The 19,188-nt window shown below is 61.1% G+C and carries 17 protein-coding genes; 13 read left to right on the top strand and 4 right to left on the bottom strand.

Features of this window, described 5'->3' with window-relative positions:
* Nucleotides 1-187: 187 nt before the first annotated feature.
* Nucleotides 188-478 (top strand): DUF4193 family protein, encoded by a 291-nt coding sequence (locus ACP7B9_RS14210; protein WP_425864395.1) that lies wholly within the window; start codon nt 188-190, stop codon nt 476-478.
* Between the two features lie 41 nt (nt 479-519).
* Here the strand turns inward: ACP7B9_RS14210 and ACP7B9_RS14215 are convergent, their stop codons facing one another.
* Nucleotides 520-1,017 (bottom strand): DUF3093 domain-containing protein, encoded by a 498-nt coding sequence (locus tag ACP7B9_RS14215; RefSeq protein WP_425864396.1) that lies wholly within the window; start codon nt 1,015-1,017, stop codon nt 520-522.
* A gap of 125 nt (nt 1,018-1,142) precedes the next feature.
* On the opposite strand from ACP7B9_RS14215, the gene dut reads away from it, so the two are divergent.
* The 4 genes from dut to ACP7B9_RS14235 are packed head-to-tail and all read left to right on the top strand — an operon-like array spanning nt 1,143 to nt 3,558.
* Nucleotides 1,143-1,634 carry a dUTP diphosphatase gene (gene dut / locus ACP7B9_RS14220; RefSeq protein WP_425864428.1) on the top strand — a complete coding sequence of 164 codons (492 nt, stop codon included), beginning with the start codon at nt 1,143-1,145 and terminating at the stop codon, nt 1,632-1,634.
* Between the two features lie 53 nt (nt 1,635-1,687).
* A complete protein-coding gene (locus tag ACP7B9_RS14225) occupies nt 1,688-2,464 on the top strand; it encodes a DUF3710 domain-containing protein (protein ID WP_425864397.1) in 777 nt (258 codons plus the stop codon).
* 11 nt (nt 2,465-2,475) lie between these two features.
* Nucleotides 2,476-2,805: a hypothetical protein gene (locus ACP7B9_RS14230; protein ID WP_425864399.1), complete on the top strand. Its 330-nt coding sequence runs from the start codon at nt 2,476-2,478 to the stop codon at nt 2,803-2,805.
* Nucleotides 2,806-3,558, top strand: coding sequence for a DUF3159 domain-containing protein (locus ACP7B9_RS14235; protein WP_425864400.1), 753 nt, complete (start codon nt 2,806-2,808; stop codon nt 3,556-3,558).
* Nucleotides 3,559-3,651: 93 nt separating this feature from the next.
* On the opposite strand, the gene ACP7B9_RS14240 is transcribed toward ACP7B9_RS14235, so the two are convergent.
* Both ACP7B9_RS14240 and ACP7B9_RS14245 read right to left on the bottom strand, forming a co-directional pair.
* Complete coding sequence (locus ACP7B9_RS14240) at nt 3,652-4,326, bottom strand: potassium channel family protein (protein ID WP_425864402.1); 675 nt, start codon at nt 4,324-4,326, stop codon at nt 3,652-3,654.
* Nucleotides 4,327-4,328: 2 nt separating this feature from the next.
* On the bottom strand, nt 4,329-5,000 hold the full coding sequence (locus ACP7B9_RS14245) for a potassium channel family protein (protein WP_425864404.1): 672 nt from the start codon (nt 4,998-5,000) through the stop codon (nt 4,329-4,331).
* A 102-nt stretch (nt 5,001-5,102) separates the two neighbouring features.
* On the opposite strand from ACP7B9_RS14245, the gene ACP7B9_RS14250 reads away from it, so the two are divergent.
* The 8 genes from ACP7B9_RS14250 to ACP7B9_RS14285 all read left to right on the top strand — a co-directional run bounded on the left by ACP7B9_RS14250 (nt 5,103) and on the right by ACP7B9_RS14285 (nt 18,527).
* Complete coding sequence (locus tag ACP7B9_RS14250; protein WP_425864406.1) at nt 5,103-7,073, top strand: APC family permease; 1,971 nt, start codon at nt 5,103-5,105, stop codon at nt 7,071-7,073.
* A 5-nt stretch (nt 7,074-7,078) separates the two neighbouring features.
* Complete coding sequence (locus tag ACP7B9_RS14255) at nt 7,079-8,509, top strand: class I SAM-dependent RNA methyltransferase (protein WP_425864407.1); 1,431 nt, start codon at nt 7,079-7,081, stop codon at nt 8,507-8,509.
* 8 nt (nt 8,510-8,517) lie between these two features.
* Nucleotides 8,518-11,091: an HAD-IC family P-type ATPase gene (locus tag ACP7B9_RS14260; RefSeq protein ID WP_425864408.1), complete on the top strand. Its 2,574-nt coding sequence runs from the start codon at nt 8,518-8,520 to the stop codon at nt 11,089-11,091.
* A 68-nt stretch (nt 11,092-11,159) separates the two neighbouring features.
* Nucleotides 11,160-13,988, top strand: coding sequence for an aconitate hydratase (locus tag ACP7B9_RS14265; RefSeq protein ID WP_425864410.1), 2,829 nt, complete (start codon nt 11,160-11,162; stop codon nt 13,986-13,988).
* A gap of 256 nt (nt 13,989-14,244) precedes the next feature.
* Entirely contained in the window at nt 14,245-16,236 is a 1,992-nt protein-coding gene (dxs, locus tag ACP7B9_RS14270) for a 1-deoxy-D-xylulose-5-phosphate synthase (protein ID WP_425864412.1), read from the top strand.
* Complete coding sequence (locus ACP7B9_RS14275) at nt 16,233-16,823, top strand: DUF402 domain-containing protein (RefSeq protein WP_425864414.1); 591 nt, start codon at nt 16,233-16,235, stop codon at nt 16,821-16,823. The genes dxs and ACP7B9_RS14275 overlap by 4 nt, the downstream gene beginning before the upstream one ends.
* Nucleotides 16,820-17,476, top strand: a complete 657-nt coding sequence (locus tag ACP7B9_RS14280) for a hypothetical protein (RefSeq protein ID WP_425864416.1) — start codon at nt 16,820-16,822, stop codon at nt 17,474-17,476. The genes ACP7B9_RS14275 and ACP7B9_RS14280 overlap by 4 nt, the downstream gene beginning before the upstream one ends.
* A 73-nt stretch (nt 17,477-17,549) precedes the next feature.
* Nucleotides 17,550-18,527 carry an aldo/keto reductase gene (locus ACP7B9_RS14285; RefSeq protein WP_425864418.1) on the top strand — a complete coding sequence of 326 codons (978 nt, stop codon included), beginning with the start codon at nt 17,550-17,552 and terminating at the stop codon, nt 18,525-18,527.
* Between the two features lie 10 nt (nt 18,528-18,537).
* On the opposite strand, the gene ACP7B9_RS14290 is transcribed toward ACP7B9_RS14285, so the two are convergent.
* On the bottom strand, nt 18,538-18,990 hold the full coding sequence (locus ACP7B9_RS14290; RefSeq protein ID WP_425864420.1) for a Rieske (2Fe-2S) protein: 453 nt from the start codon (nt 18,988-18,990) through the stop codon (nt 18,538-18,540).
* Nucleotides 18,991-19,188 lie beyond the last annotated feature (198 nt).

Consider the following 19,188-nt stretch of genomic DNA (forward strand, 5'->3'; position numbering starts at 1 on the left):
GCGTGGCGTGAGAAGCCTTGAAGAATGTGCGTCTTGCCACCCCTCATGGGGCGCCGTCGCCTGCCGAATGCCTTAAGCCAGCTGCGAACTCAGGGCGCCCTTGGCTGAACTGCGTTGCTTTGAGGTTTAAAGTGTTTGCAGTGTTTATTGTCCGCCACGCTTGGACAGCTATTTTAAGGAAACGACCATGACTACCGGTTACCACCGGCCCCGCGCGGCCCACCACCATTCCGGGCCGGCCGCTGAAGGAAACTCGCACGCAGCGAAACAAAGCGCCGTGATTGATCTCGCCGACTCCGATCTTGCCGAGTCCTACGAACTTCCCGGCGGAGAATTGCCTCCCGACGAGCTGGCCTTGGAAATCCTGGCAGAACAGCTCGATGAATTTACCTGTGGATCATGCTTCCTTGTCAGGCATCGTTCACAGCTGGCGCGGGAGAAGAACGGCCTGAAATATTGCCGGGATTGCGAAGGCTAAAGCAGCCGTAAATCTTTCTCTCGCTAGTCTCGCTAGTCGTTCTAGTCTTGACCGGTCTCGGTGCGGGTTGCTCCACCAAGGGCTGCGGCCAGGTATTCAGGGTTGCGTGAGGAAGTCAACCAGTACGGCGTGCGATCTGCCGGATCGGTAATCTCGATCTTCACGACGGGCTTGATCCAGCCACGAATGCACAGGTACGCCAAACCGTTGAGCTTCCGGCCGCGCTGTTCGAAGGCGGCCTCACCGCTGTAGATACTGACCTCGCCAACATATTGGCGCTCAATCTGGGCACGCCCCACCCGCAGCGTGTCGGCGGTGACCGAAATGGTGGGGGTAGTGGCGATCAGCAGCGTCGACAGCCCAATCAGCATGACGAAGAAGGCAATGTAGCCTGCGGTAGGGCTAATCGGGATGAAGATGAGGATTGCCGCCGCGGAAAGTCCCACCACGATGACCCAGCCCCAGAAATTGGGCCACAGCTTCTCGGTGTAGTTTGCCGTGGAAGGGGACGTGGCGCTCTGCGGGGATTGTGAAGACATGGGAACAGCTTTTCATCTTTTCGCCAGTAATTCACCTTGACGCCACCCTCTGGCCGCGCGGCACCGTGCCCCGGTTCGGGATAGAGTTGGCTGTTGTGACCCATGAGACTTTCCCCGCAGACCAAATGAACGACGAGCTGGACTCTGTCCTCCCGACACCCAGCCCCACCCTCAGCGTGCAGTTGCGCATGCTCGACGACGGGATAGCGCCTCCCAGCTACGCCCACCCCGGTGACGCCGGAGCCGATCTGCGCACCCGCATCGACATCGTCTTGGCGCCGGGGGAGCGCGCACTGGTTCCCACCGGAGTCAGCATTGCCCTTCCGTTTGGCTTTGTCGCACTGATCCACCCGCGCTCCGGCCTAGCCACCAAGTCCGGGCTGACGATCGTCAACAGCCCTGGCACAGTTGACGCCGGCTACCGAGGTGAGCTGTCCGTGACGCTGCTGAACACAGATTCCCGTCATTCCATCTCCCTGTCACGGGGCGATAGAATTGCGCAAATGGTGATCCAGCGCGTAGAAACGGCGGAATTCATTGCGGTGGACGAACTGCCGGATTCGGTGCGCGGCACCGGAGGCTTCGGATCCACCGGTGGTTTCACGCCGTCGGCCTAATTCGCCGCAGTCATCATCTATTTCAAGAAAAAACTTCAAGGAGTCTTTACCCCATGGCTTTTGGGTTCGGTAAGAAAAAGAAGAACAGCGTAAACGACGTGGACGAGCTCCAGCCTGAAACTGGTGCCCAAGAAGGCGAAGCCAAGGAACCGGAATCGGTGGATCTGCCGCCCAACCCGGCGGATACCGCCTATGAGCGCGACGTCCACGGCCCCTTGGACGAATCAGAAGTGACGAACACCGACGGATACGTGGATCTGGGCGCACTGCTCGTCACCCCGCGTGAAGGCCTGTCGCTGCGCCTTGAGGTTGAAGAGAGTACCTCCCGCGTCATTGCCGTAACCCTTGACCTGAACGGTTCAAGCCTGCAGTTGCAAGCCTTTGCCGCCTCGCGGTCGGAGAAACTGTGGCGCGACATCCGCGAGCAGATCGGACTCTCGGTCGGATCCCAGGGTGGCGAGATCGAAATTCTAGATGGCACCTTTGGCAAGGAAGTTTTGGCCAAGGTCCCAGCCCAGGCTAGCGACGGCAGCAAGGGCTTCCGCGTTGCCCGATTCATCGGTGTCGACGGACCACGTTGGTTCCTGCGCGGCGTCTTGGGTGGCAGTGCCGCAGTTGACAGCGAAGCGGCCAAGGAATTGGAAGACCTCTTCCGGGGCGTCGTAGTTGTGCGCGGCGAAACACCGCTGCCCCCTCGTGACCTGCTGCTCCTGCGCCTGCCCAAGGACGCCGTTGCCGGACCCCAGGGTCAGATGGCCGCCGACCATGCAGCACCGGCCCAGGGTGGCGAGCCATTCCGGCGCGGTCCTGAAATCACGGCGATCGGCTGACCTTGGCGCCCATGCCCCAAGGAGATTGGCCTGAGGCGATTGCCATCGGCGAATTGCCACTGCGCGGCCGGGCGGTCTGCACGGGCGTCATCGACGCCGTCACGATCCAGCCCGAATTGGTCGCCCCGGCCTACACCGCCATATTGACGGATAGGGAATTCCACCGGATGGCTAACGACGGCGGAAATCACCGACTGCGTCTTGTCTGGATCGGACGACGGCGGATGCCCGGCATTCTTGCCGGCACCCGTCTGCGTGTCGAAGGGATGGTCTCGCTCCGCGATGGCTTACCCACCATGTACAACCCACGCTACGAAATCATTGGAATTCAGGAGAGCTAGTTGAGCCAGCAGAGCCCCGAAGATAACTCCCGCGCCGATGAGTTAAGTGCCGATGAGTCAAGTGCAGATCAGCAAGGTAAGCCGGCTGCTACCTTTGCCGAACTCGCCCAGGAGATGGCCGCTAAGAATCCGCTGGTCCGAAAAGATGATGGACACATTGACCTGCTGGCCGCAGCTGGGGGAATCAGGGGCATCGCCGAGAGCGTCCTGCCTGGCCTGGTATTTCTTGTTGTCTTCACCCTGACCCGGAACCTGAGCAGTGCCTTGGTGGGGTCGATCGCCATGGCGGCGATCTTCCTCGTCGCTAGGCTCATTCAGCGCACTCCGCTGACGCAGGCACTGGCCGGAATTGTCGGCGTCGCACTTTCAGCGTTTCTGGCCATGAAAACGGGTAAGGCAGAAAACTACTATTTGGTGGGTTTCTACACCAACGCCGCCTACATTGCGGCCATGGTGCTGTCCATTGCTCTTCGGTGGCCTGTTCTGGGGCTGCTGTTTGGCTACGCCCGGAATGAGGGATTGCGCTGGCGTGCCGAGCCTGAACGGCTGCGCGCCTACCGTGCGGCCACCTGGATCTTGGTGGGCGTCATGGCTGCCCGCCTCGCTGTCCAGCTGCCGTTGTACCTGACCGAGCATGTTGATGCGCTCGGCGCCATGCGGTTGATCATGGGCGTTCCCCTCTACGCGTTTGGCCTCTGGATTGCTTGGCTCATCAGCCGGCCCGTGGGTGGCAGCGAAGACGCTAAAAGTTAGCGCGCTAAAAGCAACAGCGCCAGCTAGCCACAAGCAAGGATGGGCCCGGTCAGATGACCGGGCCCATCCTTGCTTAAGCTACTGGCAGGTTTGCTATTTGCTTGTTGGTTTGTCCGGGGAGAGCAGCGCGCGCAGATCGTTTTCCGCGGCAATGGTGGTGACGAAGAATAGTTCATCGCCGCCCTCCACCACGTCGTCCGGGCTGGGCGTGATGGGAGCTTCATCGCGCAGAATAGCGACCAAAGTGGAGTCCATCGGCCACTCGATCGTGCCAACCGTCTGGCCAATGATGTGCGATTCCGTTGGCACGGTGAACTCAACGAGGGACGCCACACCGGCCTGAAGGGTCAGCAGACGGACTAGGTCACCGATCTCCACAGCTTCCTCAACGAGGGCCGTCATGAGCCGCGGAGTGCTGACGGCTACGTCGACGCCCCACGAATCGTCAAACATCCAATCATTCTTTGGATTATTGACCCGGCCCACCGTGCGGCCAACGCCAAATTCCGATTTGGCCAGCAGTGAGACGACAAGGTTGACCTTGTCGTCCCCTGTTGCCGAAACGACGACGTCGGCCTCCTCAAGTTTGGCTTCGCGCAGCGTAGTGATTTCGCAGGCGTCGCCCACCAGCCACCGTGCGCCACGAAGTCCGCTTTTGCCAATGACCTCGGGCTTGGGATCGATCAGCAAGGTGTCGTGGCCGTTAGAGAGAAGTTCCTTGGCAATGGAACAGCCAACGCTGCCAGCACCAACAATGACTACCAACATCCTTAGGACTCCTTCGCTGGCGGTGTGGACAGGATGTGCATCACGTCAGTGGATTGTGTGCCGACGATCATCGCGTGGACGGTGTCGCCTTGCTGGTAACTCGTGTCCGGCCCCGGCAGCATGCCTTCACCGAATCGGGTCAGGTAGGCCACGCGCACCTGGGCGGCATTTTCAATGTCCAGGACGTGCTGGCCAATCCACCCTGGATGCAGCGTGAGCTCGGTCAGCAGCAACCGGCCTGAGGGTTCCCGGAAGTCACCCTTGATCGCCGATTCCGGGAGGATCCGACGCAACACCTGATCGGCGCTCCAACGCACTGCGGCCACCGTGGGGATGCCAAGGCGCTGGTAGATTTCCGCGCGGCCGGGATCGTAGATCCGGGCTACAACGTGCTCCACATGGAAGGTTTCCCGGGCCACGCGGGTGGCCAGGATGTTGGAGTTGTCTCCGCTGGAAACGGCGGCAAAGGCGTAGGCGTTCTCGATGTCGGCCTGCTTGAGCGTGTCCTGGTCGAAGCCGACGCCGGTCACCTTGCGACCGCTGAAGCCCGTGCGCAGGCGGCGGAAGGCGCGCTCATCCTGATCGATGATGGCCACGGAATGGCCGGAGTCCTCCAAGGCATGGGCCAAGGTGGCACCCACGCGTCCGCAACCCATGATCACGAAATGTGCCACTGATGCTCCCTGTCGTTTCGGTACCGTGTTGTGTCAGTACATTCTCGCATTAGTTCGTGCTGGCAGGGGCACAACGGGCAAGGTGGTGCTAGCGTTACCCGCGTGCTGAACTTCTTCAACGCGTTTAAGCGGATCCTTGTGGGGCGTCCCTACCGCAACGACAAACTTGCCCACACGCTACTGCCCAAACGTATTGCCCTGCCGGTATTCGCCTCGGACGCTCTTTCCTCCGTGGCTTATGCGCCCGATGAAATCTTGCTTACCCTGGCTCTGGCGGGTGTGGCAGCTGTTTCACTGTCGCCCTGGGTTGGCTTGGCTGTCATGGTGGTCCTGCTAACGGTTGTGGCCTCTTATCGCCAGAACGTGCATGCCTACCCTTCCGGTGGTGGCGACTATGAGATTGCCACAGTCAATCTTGGCAAGCGATCGGGACTGACTGTCGCTTCGGCGCTCATGGTTGACTACGTCTTGACGGTTGCGGTGTCGATGTCCTCGGCCGCCAATTACCTGGCCACCGCGGTGCCCGGATGGCACGGCACACAGGCCGCGATCGCCGTCGTCGGTGTCATTATCCTGGCCCTGGTCAATCTCCGCGGCGTGCGTGAGGCGGGCAGCGTATTTGCCGTGCCCACCTACATTTTCATGTTCTGCATCTTCGCCATGACCGCCACGGGCCTGTTTCAGGCCATGACGGGATCCCTAGGCCGGGCGCCGTCGGCCGCGTTTGAGATTGTGCCAGAGTCTGCCTTCAACCAGGGCCTTGTCGGCCTAGCCGGGGCCTTCCTACTCCTGCGTGCCTTCTCCTCAGGCGCTGCCGCCTTGACGGGTGTTGAGGCCATCAGCAACGGAGTGCCAAACTTCCGCAAACCCAAGAGCAAGAATGCCGCCACAACGCTGTTGCTGCTCGGTGCCATTGCCGCCGGCATGATGGCCAGCATTTTGTTCCTTGCCAATGCCACAGGCGTTCACATCGTGGCGGATCCCCACACCGAGTTCTTGTTGAATGGTGTGGCGCTGCCCGAAGATTACGTACAGAACCCGTCGATCAGCCAGATCGCATCCACGATTTTTGGTGCCGGATCCATCCCGTTCTTCATCATCGTTGCCGCGACGGGAGCCATCCTGGTCTTTGCCTCCAACACGGCTTTCAACGGCTTCCCGGTTCTGGCATCCATCCTCGCCAAGGATGGCTACCTGCCGCGCCAGTTGCGTACCCGTGGCGACCGCCTGGCCTTCAGCAACGGCGTCATACTCCTTGCCGCCGGCGCGCTGGTGCTGATCGTCGCCTTCAACGCCGATGTCACCCGCCTGATCCAGCTCTACATTGTTGGCGTGTTTATCTCCTTTACGGCCAGCCAGCTGGGCATGATTCGGCACTGGACGCGGGAACTGCTCAAGGTCAAGGACAAGGGCATCCGCTTTAGGATGATGCGTTCGCGGGTCATCAACACCATCGGCTTCTGCATGACCCTGACGGTGCTGCTCATTGTTTTGGTCACAAAATTTGAGCAGGGTGCCTGGATTGCTCTGCTTGCCATGGCCATCTTGTTTGTCATCATGTGGAGCATCCGCTCGCACTACGACAACGTGGCCAAGGAACTGGCCGTCGAGACAGACTCGGCTATCAAGGCCCTGCCAGCCCGCATTCACGCGGTGATCTTGGTCTCGCACGTCCGCAAGCCCGTCATGCGTGCAATAGCGTTCGCACGGGCGTCGCGGCCTTCAACGCTGGAAGCGATCACGGTTGATCTGGACCCTGCCGAGACCGAAGCGACCATCGCGGATTGGGCAAGGCTCTCCATCCCGGTACCGTTGACTGTGTTGGCGAGTCCCTACCGGGAAACGTTGACGCCGCTGATCAGCCACATTAAGGCCATGCGTAGGGATTCCCCGCGGGACTTGATTGTGGTGTACATCCCGGAATACGTGGTGGGCAAATGGTGGGAGCAACTGGTGCACAACCAGACGGCCCTGCGCATTAAGACGCGGTTGCATTTTGAACCAGGAGTTGTGGTTGCCAGCGTGCCTTGGCAGCTGAAATCCTCCACTGACGCGAAGAAATATCAGGAATAGAGCCTATGAGCGAGTCCACCAGCACCCCCCGCCTCACCGTCACCGTTGGGCCGGTGGCCCACGGCGGCCATTGCGTTGCGCGCCACGATGGACGCGTCATCTTTGTCCGCCACGCCATCCCCGGTGAGACCGTGGAAATTGCCATCACGGAGCAGGGCGAGGACGCGAAGTTCTGGCGCGGTGATGTCACCAGTGTCGTAGAGGCTTCGCCTGAGCGCGTTCACCACTTCTGGGCCGAAGCCGACGCCCTTCGAGCAGGCAGCCGCAATGCTGCCCCCGTCGGTGGAGCCGAATTTGGCCATGTGTCCCGCACCGGCCAGTTGGCGCTGAAGACCTCCGTGGTACGCGAACAGCTTGAACGCCTGGGCGGCCTGTCCACCGAGGCCATCGACGCACTGTTTGGTGCTGGCGTGGAGGACGTGGATACCGCCGGCAACGCCGAGCAGCAAGCCGGTCTTGGCTGGCGCACCCGTGTGGGCTTTGCTGTCACACCGTCGGGCAAGCTTGGCATGCACGCGCACCGTTCACACACCATCCTGCCCGTTCAGGAAATGCCGCTGGCACTGCCAGCCATCAACGAACTGCGTCTGTGGGAGCTGGATTTCACCGGCATTGATCGTGTTGAAGTTGCCGCCCCAGCCAATGGGTCCGGCGTTTTGGTGCTGTTGGCACCCATCCACGGGCTCAGCGAAAAGGCCGCCGGAGCAGCCATCAAGCGCATCGCCCGCTCCCTTGCTGCCCTTGAAACAGCCCCGTCCGTGGCGCGCTGGAACCCTGAAAACAGTGCCATCGAGGTCATCAACGGCCGCGGCTGGGTCAAGGAAACTACCGACGACCACGAGTTCCGCATCACCGGCGACGGCTTCTGGCAGATTCACCGCAGGGCCCCCAAGGTTCTCACCGATGCAGCGTTGGGCTACCTGCTGCAAGGCGGCTACCTGAACGACGGCGCCGATGTCGCCGATCTGTACGCCGGAGCCGGCTTGTTCACCGCACCGTTGGCGGACGCCGTTGGAAACGACGGCAGCGTACTGTCCGTGGAAGGTTCCCCGGGAACCAGCCGCGACGCCAGGAAAAACCTGCACGCCAGCGAGCAGGTTGAAATCCTCCAGGGCCGTGTCGAAAAGATTCTGGGCACCCAGTCCCGAGCCTCCCAAAGTGCCGCCGGACAGCGCCGCCACTTTGACGCCGTCGTACTCGATCCGCCGCGTGCGGGTGCCGGGAAGGCAGTTGTACGCGCCCTGGTGGCCACCTCGCCGTCGGCCATCGCCTACGTTTCCTGCGATCCGGCAGCCTTCGCCCGGGACGTAAAGTACTTTGCCAACGCTGGCTGGAAGATCGAAAAGCTGCGAGCCTTCGATCTGTACCCGCACACCCACCATGTGGAAACCGTTGCCTTGTTGGTGCCTGCCGCGAAAGCAACCATTACGGAGTAGGAACGTCCTTGAACCAAAGCGAATCCAGGGATCGCCCGCCGCGGCGGGACCTCACCCGCAACAAGCCCAAGGTCACGCTTCTGGCGGAACGGCGCGATGAACACCGCCGCTCCGCCATGGAGGCGGCCCGCGGCAAGTTGGCACCGGTTGATGCGCAGGCGCTGGAACGCGATGGGCTCAACGCCGCCCAGGTTCATGAGCGGCACACTGCCGAGCTGAGCAATGCGGTGGCGCATGAGAGCAGCCGCAGTGTGTGGGCCATTATTCGCGCGAATGTGTTCACGCTGTTCAATACGGTGTTGGGCAGTTGCCTGGTTCTGGTGCTGCTGGTGGGGGACCCGCGGGATGCGCTCTTTGGGTTCATTGTGGTGGCCAACGCCGCCATCGGTGTGGTTCAGGAGTACCGGGCCAAGCGCACGCTGGATAAATTGGCCGTGCTGCATGCACCCAGGGCAAGGGTGCGTCGCGGCGGTTTATCGTTGGAACTGGCCGTCGCCGAGGTGGTTCAGGATGATCTGCTGTTGCTGCGCACAGGAGATCAGGTTCCCGCGGATGCCGTGGTGGTTGTCTCCGAGGGCTTGGAAATTGATGAATCACTGCTGACGGGGGAGTCGGCGCCGGTAGGGAAGTCCACGGGTGATTTGTCCCTTTCGGGTTCCGCCGTGGTGGCCGGCCATGGTTCGGCCCGCGTGCACCGGGTAGGGGCCGAGTCCTATGCCGCGGCACTGACTGCCGAGGCGCGGCGGTTCTCGCTGGTTAATTCGGAGATCCGCAATTCCATCAACCGGATCATCCTGTACATCGCCTGGGCCCTGATCCCCATCATCGTGCTGGTCATCAACGGCCAGATGAACGCCCACGGCGGATGGGCCGCGGCCATTGCCTCGGGGGACTGGCGCATCGCCGTCGTCAGCGCCGTTGCGAGCATTGTTGCCATGATTCCCGAAGGCCTGGTGCTGTTGACAAGCATTTCCTTTGGCATGGCGGCCGTAAAGCTGGCCCGCAGCCAGGTTTTGGTGCAGGAGTTGCCGGCCGTGGAAGGGCTGGCCCGCGTCGATATGGTTTGTCTAGATAAGACCGGAACGCTCACCGAGGGCCGGATGGAGCTGGCCGGCACCACCGTGTTTGAGGCGGTCCCCGGGTGGGAGCAGGTCCTGGCCTGGTTGGGCGCCCACCCCAATGCCAACGCAACCGCCGCGGCCTTGTCCTCAAGCTACAGCGATGGGGTCCAGGACCGTCCCATCTCGGAACTCGATTTTAGTAGTGCGCGAAAGTTCAGTTCGGTAACTTTCGGCCCCGGCGCTGTGGCCGGTGAATGGGTGCTGGGTGCCCCTGAGGTCGTCCTACAACCTGAATTCCACCCGGAACCCCTCGCGACGGCTTTCGAGGCTGCTGGGCGCGGCCTGCGGGCCCTGGTGTTGGCTCATCGGGCGCAGGCACCCTCGGCGGAATCGGCCACACCTGGGCCTGGCGTGAGCGCCGGCGACTTCGATCTGACGGGACTTGTTCCCGTGGCGCTTTTGGTGTTCCGGGAAAAGGTTCGCCCGGATGCTGCCGAGACCTTGGAGTATTTCCGCGAGCAGGGCGTGGCCTTGAAAATTATTTCGGGGGACAATCCGAGAACCGTCGCGGCCGTGGCCCGGGATGTAGGTTTTGACTTTACTGGCGACGGATATGACGCGCGCAACCTCCCAGAAGACATCGACGCCCTGGCCCAAGTGCTGCAACATGAAAGCGTGTTGGGCCGGGTAACTCCGGAACAGAAAAAAGCCATCGTGTTGGCCCTACAGCGCAGCGGCCACGTTGTGGCCATGACGGGCGACGGCGTCAACGATGCCCTGGCGCTCAAGCATGCCGACATCGGCATCGCCATGGGCAGCGGGGCTGCCGCCACTAAGGCAGTGTCCCGCCTGGTCCTGCTCGATGGGCAATTCTCGCACCTGCCCTCCGTTGTTGCCGAAGGCCGCAGGGTCATTGCCAACGTGGAGCGCGTGGCAAACCTGTTCCTCACCAAAACCACCTATGCGATCATCATCTCAATCGTCATCGGCATCCTGATGTGGCGTTACCCGTTCCTACCGCGGCAGCTGTCCATTGTGAGCTCCATGACCATTGGTATTCCGGCGTTTTTCCTTGCCTTGTTGCCAAATGCGCGGCGCTACCAGCCCGGATTCTTGCGGCGGACGTTGATGTTCGCCATCCCCTCCGGCACCATTGTCGCCATGTGCATCCTGGCTGTCTATTCCTACGCCACCACGTTCCCCAACCCCCTACTCGGGGAAGAGTTGGCGGTGCGGGAAGCACAAACGGCCGTCACCATGACAGTGCTGTTGGTGGCGCTGTGGGTGCTCGGCGCCTTGGCCCGGCCGTTTGATAAATGGCGCGCGTTATTGGTCGCCGCCATGGTCATTGGCCTGGCCCTGGTCATGGCCGTCCCCTTTGCCCGGAACTTCTTTGCGCTGGACATACCCCGGGGAGGCTTGTTAGCGGTTACGATTGCCGTGACTGCAATGGGATGTTTGGCGATCGAGCTGCTCTACCGTTTTCTGAAGAAGCGCGGAGCGGTCTCCGAGCGTGAGTAAGGGCTGCCTAACTGGCATCCTGCCCCGTGCGTGACCAAGATAAAAGCAGTGGCGAGAGGAGTCCATCCATGACAAATGTGGACAGTTTTGGTTCCAAAGGCGTACTTAATGTCGCCGGAACCGATTATGAGATTTTCCGACTGAACTCGGTAGAAGGCGCCAAGAGCCTTCCGTTCAGCCTCAAAGTATTGCTGGAGAACCTGCTTCGTACCGAAGATGGTGCGAACATTACAGCCGACCACGTACGTGCGTTGGCGCAGTGGGATCCCAGCGCGGAACCCAACACGGAAATCCAGTTCACCCCGGCACGCGTCATCATGCAGGACTTCACTGGAGTTCCCTGCATCGTTGACCTGGCGACCATGCGTGAAGCAGTCAAGGAACTCGGCGGAGACCCCAGCCGTGTAAACCCGTTGGCTCCCGCCGAGATGGTCATCGACCACTCGGTCCAGATTGACGTCTTCGGCAACTCAGATGCCGTTGAGCGCAACATGGAAATCGAATACCAGCGCAACGGTGAGCGTTACCAGTTCCTGCGCTGGGGCCAGACCGCATTCGAAGACTTCAAGGTTGTTCCCCCGGGAATGGGCATTGTCCACCAGGTCAACATTGAATACTTGGCCCGCACCGTCATGACCCGCGAGGTCGACGGAGTTCTGCGCGCCTACCCCGACACCCTGGTCGGCACCGACTCCCACACCACCATGGTCAACGGCCTGGGCGTGTTGGGTTGGGGCGTTGGTGGCATCGAAGCCGAGGCAGCCATGCTTGGCCAGCCCGTCTCCATGCTGATCCCGCGCGTCGTTGGCTTCAAGCTGACCGGGTCCATCCCGGCCGGCGCTACGGCAACCGACGTTGTTTTGACCATCACGGAGCAGCTGCGTAAGCACGGCGTCGTTGGCAAGTTCGTTGAGTTCTACGGCGAAGGCGTTGCCGGTGTGCCGTTGGCTAACCGCGCAACCATCGGTAACATGAGCCCGGAGTTCGGCTCCACGGCTGCAATGTTCCCGATCGACGAAGTTACGGTTGACTACCTGCGCCTGACCGGCCGTTCCGAAGAGCAGCTTGCGCTCGTTGAGGCGTACGCGAAGGAACAGGGCCTTTGGCACGATCCTTCGGTGGAGATCAAGTTCTCCGAGTACCTCGAGTTGGACCTGTCCACCGTGGTTCCCTCCATCTCGGGTCCCAAGCGTCCCCAAGACCGCATCGAGCTGACCAACTCCAAGGCACAGTTCCGCTCTGACTTGAAGAACTACGTCTCGGCAGATGCAAACGCCGACGGCAACACGGTTGATGAGTCCCTGGAAGAATCCTTCCCGGCCTCTGACGCCCCGTCCTTCACTCACCCGGACTCGCACCAGCACGACACCGAGCGCGCAGTGGTTTCTGCCGCCAACGGATCCAACGGTCGCCCGTCGAGCCCCATCCACGTGAAGAACGAATCAGGCGTTGAGTTCGAGCTGGACCACGGTGCAGTCTCGATCGCCTCGATCACCTCTTGCACCAACACCTCCAACCCCTCAGTGATGCTCGCTGCAGCCGTTCTGGCCCGCAACGCCGTCAACAAGGGTTTGTTGTCCAAGCCGTGGGTCAAGACCTCCGTGGCTCCGGGCTCCAAGGTTGTCACTGACTACTACGAGAAGTCAGGGCTGGTTCCGTTCCTGGAAAAGCTCGGTTTCTACACTGTCGGTTACGGCTGCGCCACCTGCATCGGCAACTCCGGCCCGTTGGACACTGAGATTTCAGCAGCCATTGCTGAAAACGATCTGTCCGTCACGGCCGTGCTTTCCGGTAACCGTAACTTCGAAGGCCGGATCAACCCGGACGTGAAGATGAACTACTTGGCCTCACCGCCATTGGTCATCGCTTACGCCCTGGCTGGTTCCATGGACTTCGATTTCGACACCGATGCACTTGGCCAGGATGCCGAAGGCAACGATGTATTCCTCGCGGACATCTGGCCGAACCCGGTTGAGGTCCAGGAAGTCATGGACGCCTCTATCGACCGTGACATGTTCACGAACTCCTACGCCACCATCTTCGATGGCGATGACCGCTGGAAGGCTCTGGAAACTCCCGAAGGCAACACCTTCGAATGGGATCCCAAGTCCACCTACGTTCGTAAGCCCCCGTACTTTGAGGGCATGAAGGCAGAAGCGTCACCGGTCGAGGACATCGCCGGCGCACGCGTTCTGTTGAAGCTCGGCGATTCGGTCACCACCGACCACATCAGCCCTGCCGGTTCGTTCAAGTCGGAAACCCCGGCCGGACAGTACCTGCTGGCCAACGGTGTTGAACGCAAGGACTTCAACTCCTACGGTTCACGTCGTGGAAACCACGAGGTCATGATTCGCGGAACCTTCGCGAACATCCGCATCCGCAACCAGATCCTGGACAACGTCGAAGGTGGCTTCACCCGCGACTTCACCCAGGAAGGCGGCCCGCAGTCGTACATCTACGATGCGTCCGTCAACTACCAGGCTGCTGGCACCCCGCTGGTTGTCTTGGCTGGTAAGGAATACGGTTCGGGCTCCTCACGTGACTGGGCCGCTAAGGGCACCGCGCTGCTGGGTGTCAAGGCTGTTGTTGCCGAGAGCTACGAGCGTATTCACCGCTCCAACCTCATCGGTATGGGCGTCCTGCCGCTGCAGTACCCGGCCGGTGTGAACGCTGCATCGTTGGGTCTGACCGGCACGGAAACCTTCTCCGTTGAAGGTGTGACGGAGCTGAACAATGGCACCACGCCCAAGACCCTCAAGGTCACGGCTGTTGCTGAAGACGGCACCTCGGTGAGCTTCGATGCCGATTTGCGCATCGACACACCGGGTGAAGCCGATTACTACCGTAACGGTGGAATCTTGCAGTACGTACTGCGCCAGATCACCGCTAAGGCTTAATTAGCTTCGTTTGATCTAAAGAGGGCGGGTATTCGGGAAACCGGGTACCCGCCCTCCGCTGTTTAATCCGTCCCGCCAGACGTTCCGGCGGGTAACTGGGTGTTTTCGGACACCGATCCCGCTTTTGGACACCGGAATCCCGGGCTCCGAATGGGGGATCGGTGTCATTAAGGCGGTGTCCCGGCGGTTCCTCGCGCACGTAGCACGGCGGGACGCGATATTGTTAGACGTTGACTGTGGACCCTGGGAGGTACCAATGGGACTTTTAGAAACCATCACGCATCCGCGCGAGCTGAGAAAACTCGGTGACGTGCAGATGGAGGCCTTGGCCCAGGAAATTCGGGACTTCCTCGTTACCAACGTTTCTCAAACCGGCGGCCACCTTGGCCCCAACCTCGGCGTTGTCGAATTGACGCTTGCCATCCACCGGGTTTTTGAATCTCCCAAGGACGGTGTGATTTTTGATACCGGCCACCAATCGTATGTTCATAAATTGGTCACGGGGCGGCAGGACTTTTCCACACTGCGCCAGCAGGGTGGTCTCTCCGGCTACCCGGACCGCGGCGAATCTGTTCATGACATCGTGGAGAGCTCACACGCTTCCTCGTCCCTTTCCTGGGCCGACGGCATTGCCCGGGCGCGCCAGCTCAACGGCGAAGACGACCGTTATGTTGTAGCCGTTATTGGTGACGGCGCGCTGACTGGTGGCATGACCTGGGAAGCCATCAACAACATTGCAGCGGATAAAAACCGCAAGCTCGTGATCGTGGTCAATGACAACGGCCGTTCCTACGCGCCGACTGTTGGCGGCGTCGCCGACTATCTGGCGTCCTTGCGCCCGGCACTGGATCAGGTGCGTACCCACAGGCGTTACGAGGCCTCCATGTCGTGGGGGAAGAAGCGCCTGCAGGACGGCAACGTTGTTGGGCAGTTCGTCTACAAGAGCCTGCACGCAGCCAAAAAGGGCGCCAAGGATTGGTGGGCGCCCCAGGGGCTCTTCGAAGATCTCGGCATCAAGTATGTTGGCCCCGTGGACGGTCACGACCAGAAGGCCATGGAGGCTGCCCTGACTGCCGCCAAGAATTACGGCGGTCCGGTCATCGTGCACGCTTTCACCGAGAAGGGCCGTGGTTACGCCCCCGCTCGTGCCGATGTCAACGATCAGTTCCACGCCGTCGGCGTGATTGACCCCGAAACGGGCGAATCCATCGAGCAGTCCGGCGGCATGTCGTGGACCGGCGTCTTTGGCGAAGAAATTGCCAAAATTGCCGACGAGCGTAAAGACATCGTTGGTATTACCGGAGCCATGCTGCTTCCGGTGGGCTTGGCTAAGTTTGCTCAAAAGTACCCTGAGCGCGTCATTGACGTTGGCATTGCGGAGCAGCATGCGCTCACCATGGCGGCCGGCATGGCCTTCGGTGGCCTGCATCCTGTCGTTGCTATTTACGCGACGTTCCTGAATCGCGCCTTCGACCAGCTACTCATGGATGTGGCCCTCCACAAGGCCGGCGTCACGATTGTCCTTGACCGCGCCGGCGTCACCGGTCCGGACGGTCCAAGCCACCATGGCATGTGGGACATGTCGATGCTGCAGATCATTCCCGGCCTGCATCTGGCCGCTCCACGGGATGCTGTGCGTCTCCGTGAGGAATTGCGTGAGGCCGTGGCCATTTCCGACGCACCCAGCGTTGTTCGCTACTCAAAGGGCAAGGCCGGTCCTGAAGTTGCGGCACTCGAGCGCCTGTACGACGGCGTCGACGTCCTGGCCCGGAACCACCACAACATGCCGGACTTGCCCAAGGATCCGCAGACCGACGTGCTGATTGTCAGCGTGGGCGCCATGAGCGAGTTGTCCCTTGAGGTGGCCCAACGCATCGGTGACCAGGGGATTACCTCCACCGTTGTTGATCCGCGCTGGGTGTTGCCCGTACCCCGCTCCATCGTGCAACTGGCGTCGCAGCACCGGATTGTCATCGTGGTTGAGGATGGTGTCCGTGCCGGAGGTGTGGGCTCACGCATCCGTCAGGAGCTCCGTGCCGCTGGTATCGACACGGCCCTGAACGAGGTGGGCCTGCCCGTCGAATTCCTGGCCCATGGAACCCGGTCACAGGTGCTTGAACGCGTGGGCCTGACCGCACAGCGGGTGGCGCAGGACGTCGTCGAACAGGTCCTTGGCACCAGGGTGCCCTTCGCCCGGCCGTTGCCCGGCCAGCCCGCCCCGCGCACGGGTCAGCTGCCGATCCTGTGACAGCAGTGAAGGAAGCCGCTGTTCCGCAGCAGCACGAGAGCGACCTCCCGCGTTCCGGGGACCTCGTGGTTGCCCGGAACCGCAAGTACGACGGCGGGTCCCACTGGGTGGTGCCCGGGCATTACCTTGGTGCCGATGAATTCGGGCACTGGATTTTTCAGGGCACCAACGAATTCATCTCTCGCCCAGGTGCAGCCCTGTACACGGAATCTGATGCAGTCTTGTTGATTCCGTTCACGGGCGATTGGGTGGCAACGTTTTACGATGAGGCCCATCCGGAAAAGGTGGAGCTGTACATAGACTTGGCCATCGAGCTGCAGTGGCGCCGGATACGCCCTGACGTGGTGGAATTCCATATGATCGACATGGATTTGGACGTGGTCCGCACCGCAATGCGCGGCTTGTACGTTGATGACGAAGACGAATTTGCCCAGCACCGCATTGACCTGGCCTACCCCGATGAGCTGTGCACACGCATGGAATCCGCGTGCGTGGAGCTCGTCAAGGACGTGGCCGGTGCCAATGACCCATTCGACGGCCGCGATGCGGCCTGGTTCACCCTAGGAAGGACATTGCGATCAGTATGAGCGATCACAACGGCAGCGAACAGAGCAACGAGACAATTTTGGCGGGCCTTGACCCGAACATTGTGCGTATGTACAAAAAGGACGACGCCGGAGCCTTGGTTTTCCGCGAGGCGTGGGTTGACGCTGGGGGAGACGAAGAGACGGACGCGGCTTCGGAGATTTACTTCGTCGTCAACCACGGGGCCGTGGGGCATCTGAGCACCTCCAAGGAGGTCACTGTCGCGACGCTTGAGGAAGCAGAGGCCATGTTGGCCGCCTTTGGCGAGCAGTGCGTAGAGGATGGCTATGCCGTTCTTGCCCGCGAAGAGCAGACCCTGGTGGTGGCCCAGTTCGCCTTGAAAAATGACCGGGTCTCGGACCGTGACAAGCACCTGGCGTTCCGCGTCAAGGAATCCCTGACCTCACACCTAGCTTGGCGTGGCAGCGGAGTCCTGGAAAAGATGGAATTCACCGCCGCAGGGCACGGCCTCGGCAAGCTTAACGTCTACATCGTGTCCCCGGACGCCGCCCGCGCCGTGGCCAACATCAAGGTGTGCATCCGCGAGGAAAAGCTCGATTTCACCAAGCTGACCGTTGGTGTGGGGCCCATCGACGATCCCAGCGCCCTGCGCGCTAAGTACAGCCCCACAGGCGGCACGGCCTTCAGCCTGTAAGTTGGCGCGGACGGCCTGCTGATCCGAGACTCTTACGAGTTTCGGTACGCATGAGTTTCGGTACAGTGGAACCATGATTGAATACCGCCAAGTAGGCCGTTCCGGACTGACCGTTTCCACTGTGGGCCTGGGTTGTAACAATCTGGGCCGCAGCGGGACGGTGACACAATCGCAAGAGGGTAGTGACGCCGTCGTACATGCCGCACTAGATGCGGGCATCACACACTTCGATGTGGCCGATGTGTATGGAATGACGCCGGGCCTGAGCGAAACCATCCTTGGCAAGGCGTTGGGTGCGCACCGCGAAAAGGTGGTCGTGGCCACCAAGTTTGGGATGGACACCCAGGGCGCCAATGGTGTGGATTGGGGCCATCGCGGCTCCAGGAAGTACATTCGCCAGGCAGTGGAGGCTTCGCTGCGCCGGCTGAACACCGAATATTTGGACCTGTTTTACTACCACACCCCGGATGGGCACACCCCGATGGCAGAGACGCTCTCGGCTCTGGATGACCTGGTCCACGCGGGCAAAGTTCGCTATATTGGCCATTCAAATCTGGCCGGGTGGCAGATTGCGGATGCGGAATACACGGCTCGGGCCATGGGTGCCGAACGGTTTGTGGCCAGCCAAAATCACTACAACTTGCTGGATCGCCGTGCCGAGCAGGAGGTAACCCCAGCCGCCGAGGCCTATGGACTCGGCGTTATGCCGTACTTCCCGCTGGCGAACGGCCTGTTGACGGGCAAGTACAGCGGGGGCGTCGTTCCCGAAGGCAGCCGGCTCTCGCACACCCGCCAGCACATGGTTTCCGAGGCCGATCAGGATCAGTTCACGGCGTTTGGCGCCTTCGCGGCCGCTCGGGAACTGACCGAGGTCCAGGTCGCATTCTCCTGGCTGGCAGCCCAGCCGTCGGTGGCCAGCGTCATTGCCGGAGCGACCAAGCCCGAACAGGTGCGTCAAAATGCTGAGGCGGCCGGATGGAAGCCCACCGCTGCGGATCTGGCCGAGCTGGACCAGATCTTCCCGCGGACGCCCAAGGTGGCGCTGTTCTAGACGGACGGTTCTAGAGGGAAACGGTGATCCATTCACCGTCAATGGCGGCGGCGTAGCGGGGAAGGGCTTCCTTAGCGGGGCCCGACACGACAGTTCCGTCGCTGCCCTTGAAAACAGATCCGTGGCAGGGGCATTTGAAGTCCTCGCCTTGCGGGGCAACCTTGCAGCCGGCATGCGTACAGACATCCGTGTACGCAAGGACCGTGGTCTCATCGGCGCGAAACAGGACAAGCTCGACGCCGTTTGCCGTGCCTGCCGCTGTGGTGCCAACGGGCAGTTCGGCCAATTTGCCCACCTGATACGGAGTTCCGCCCGTGGGTGCCGCGGACGGCTCGCTGCCCTTTTTGGCGCTTGCATTTCCGGCAGGGGCGCAGCCTGCAAGGGCCAGTGCGCACGCTGCGCCGGAAGCTGCGGTGGTTGCTCGGAGGGCGGAACGGCGGGTCAGTGATGGTTCAACAATCATGGACCCATTGTCTCAGTTGCGGCTGGGCATAGGCCAACCGGCTAAAACCCGAATGTACAGTTGATGCTGATGTTGCGGGTGGCAAATTCATATGGTGGTTGCAACGCTCTGATAGATGGAGCGTTTCATGGTCAAGTTGTTTGCCCCGAACACCCGCACGGAGTTTGTTGATCTGGTGTGTGGTGGGGTGTCGATTGT

It is taken from the genome of Arthrobacter sp. TWP1-1 (assembly GCF_049897845.1).
GTDB lineage: Bacteria > Actinomycetota > Actinomycetes > Actinomycetales > Micrococcaceae > Specibacter.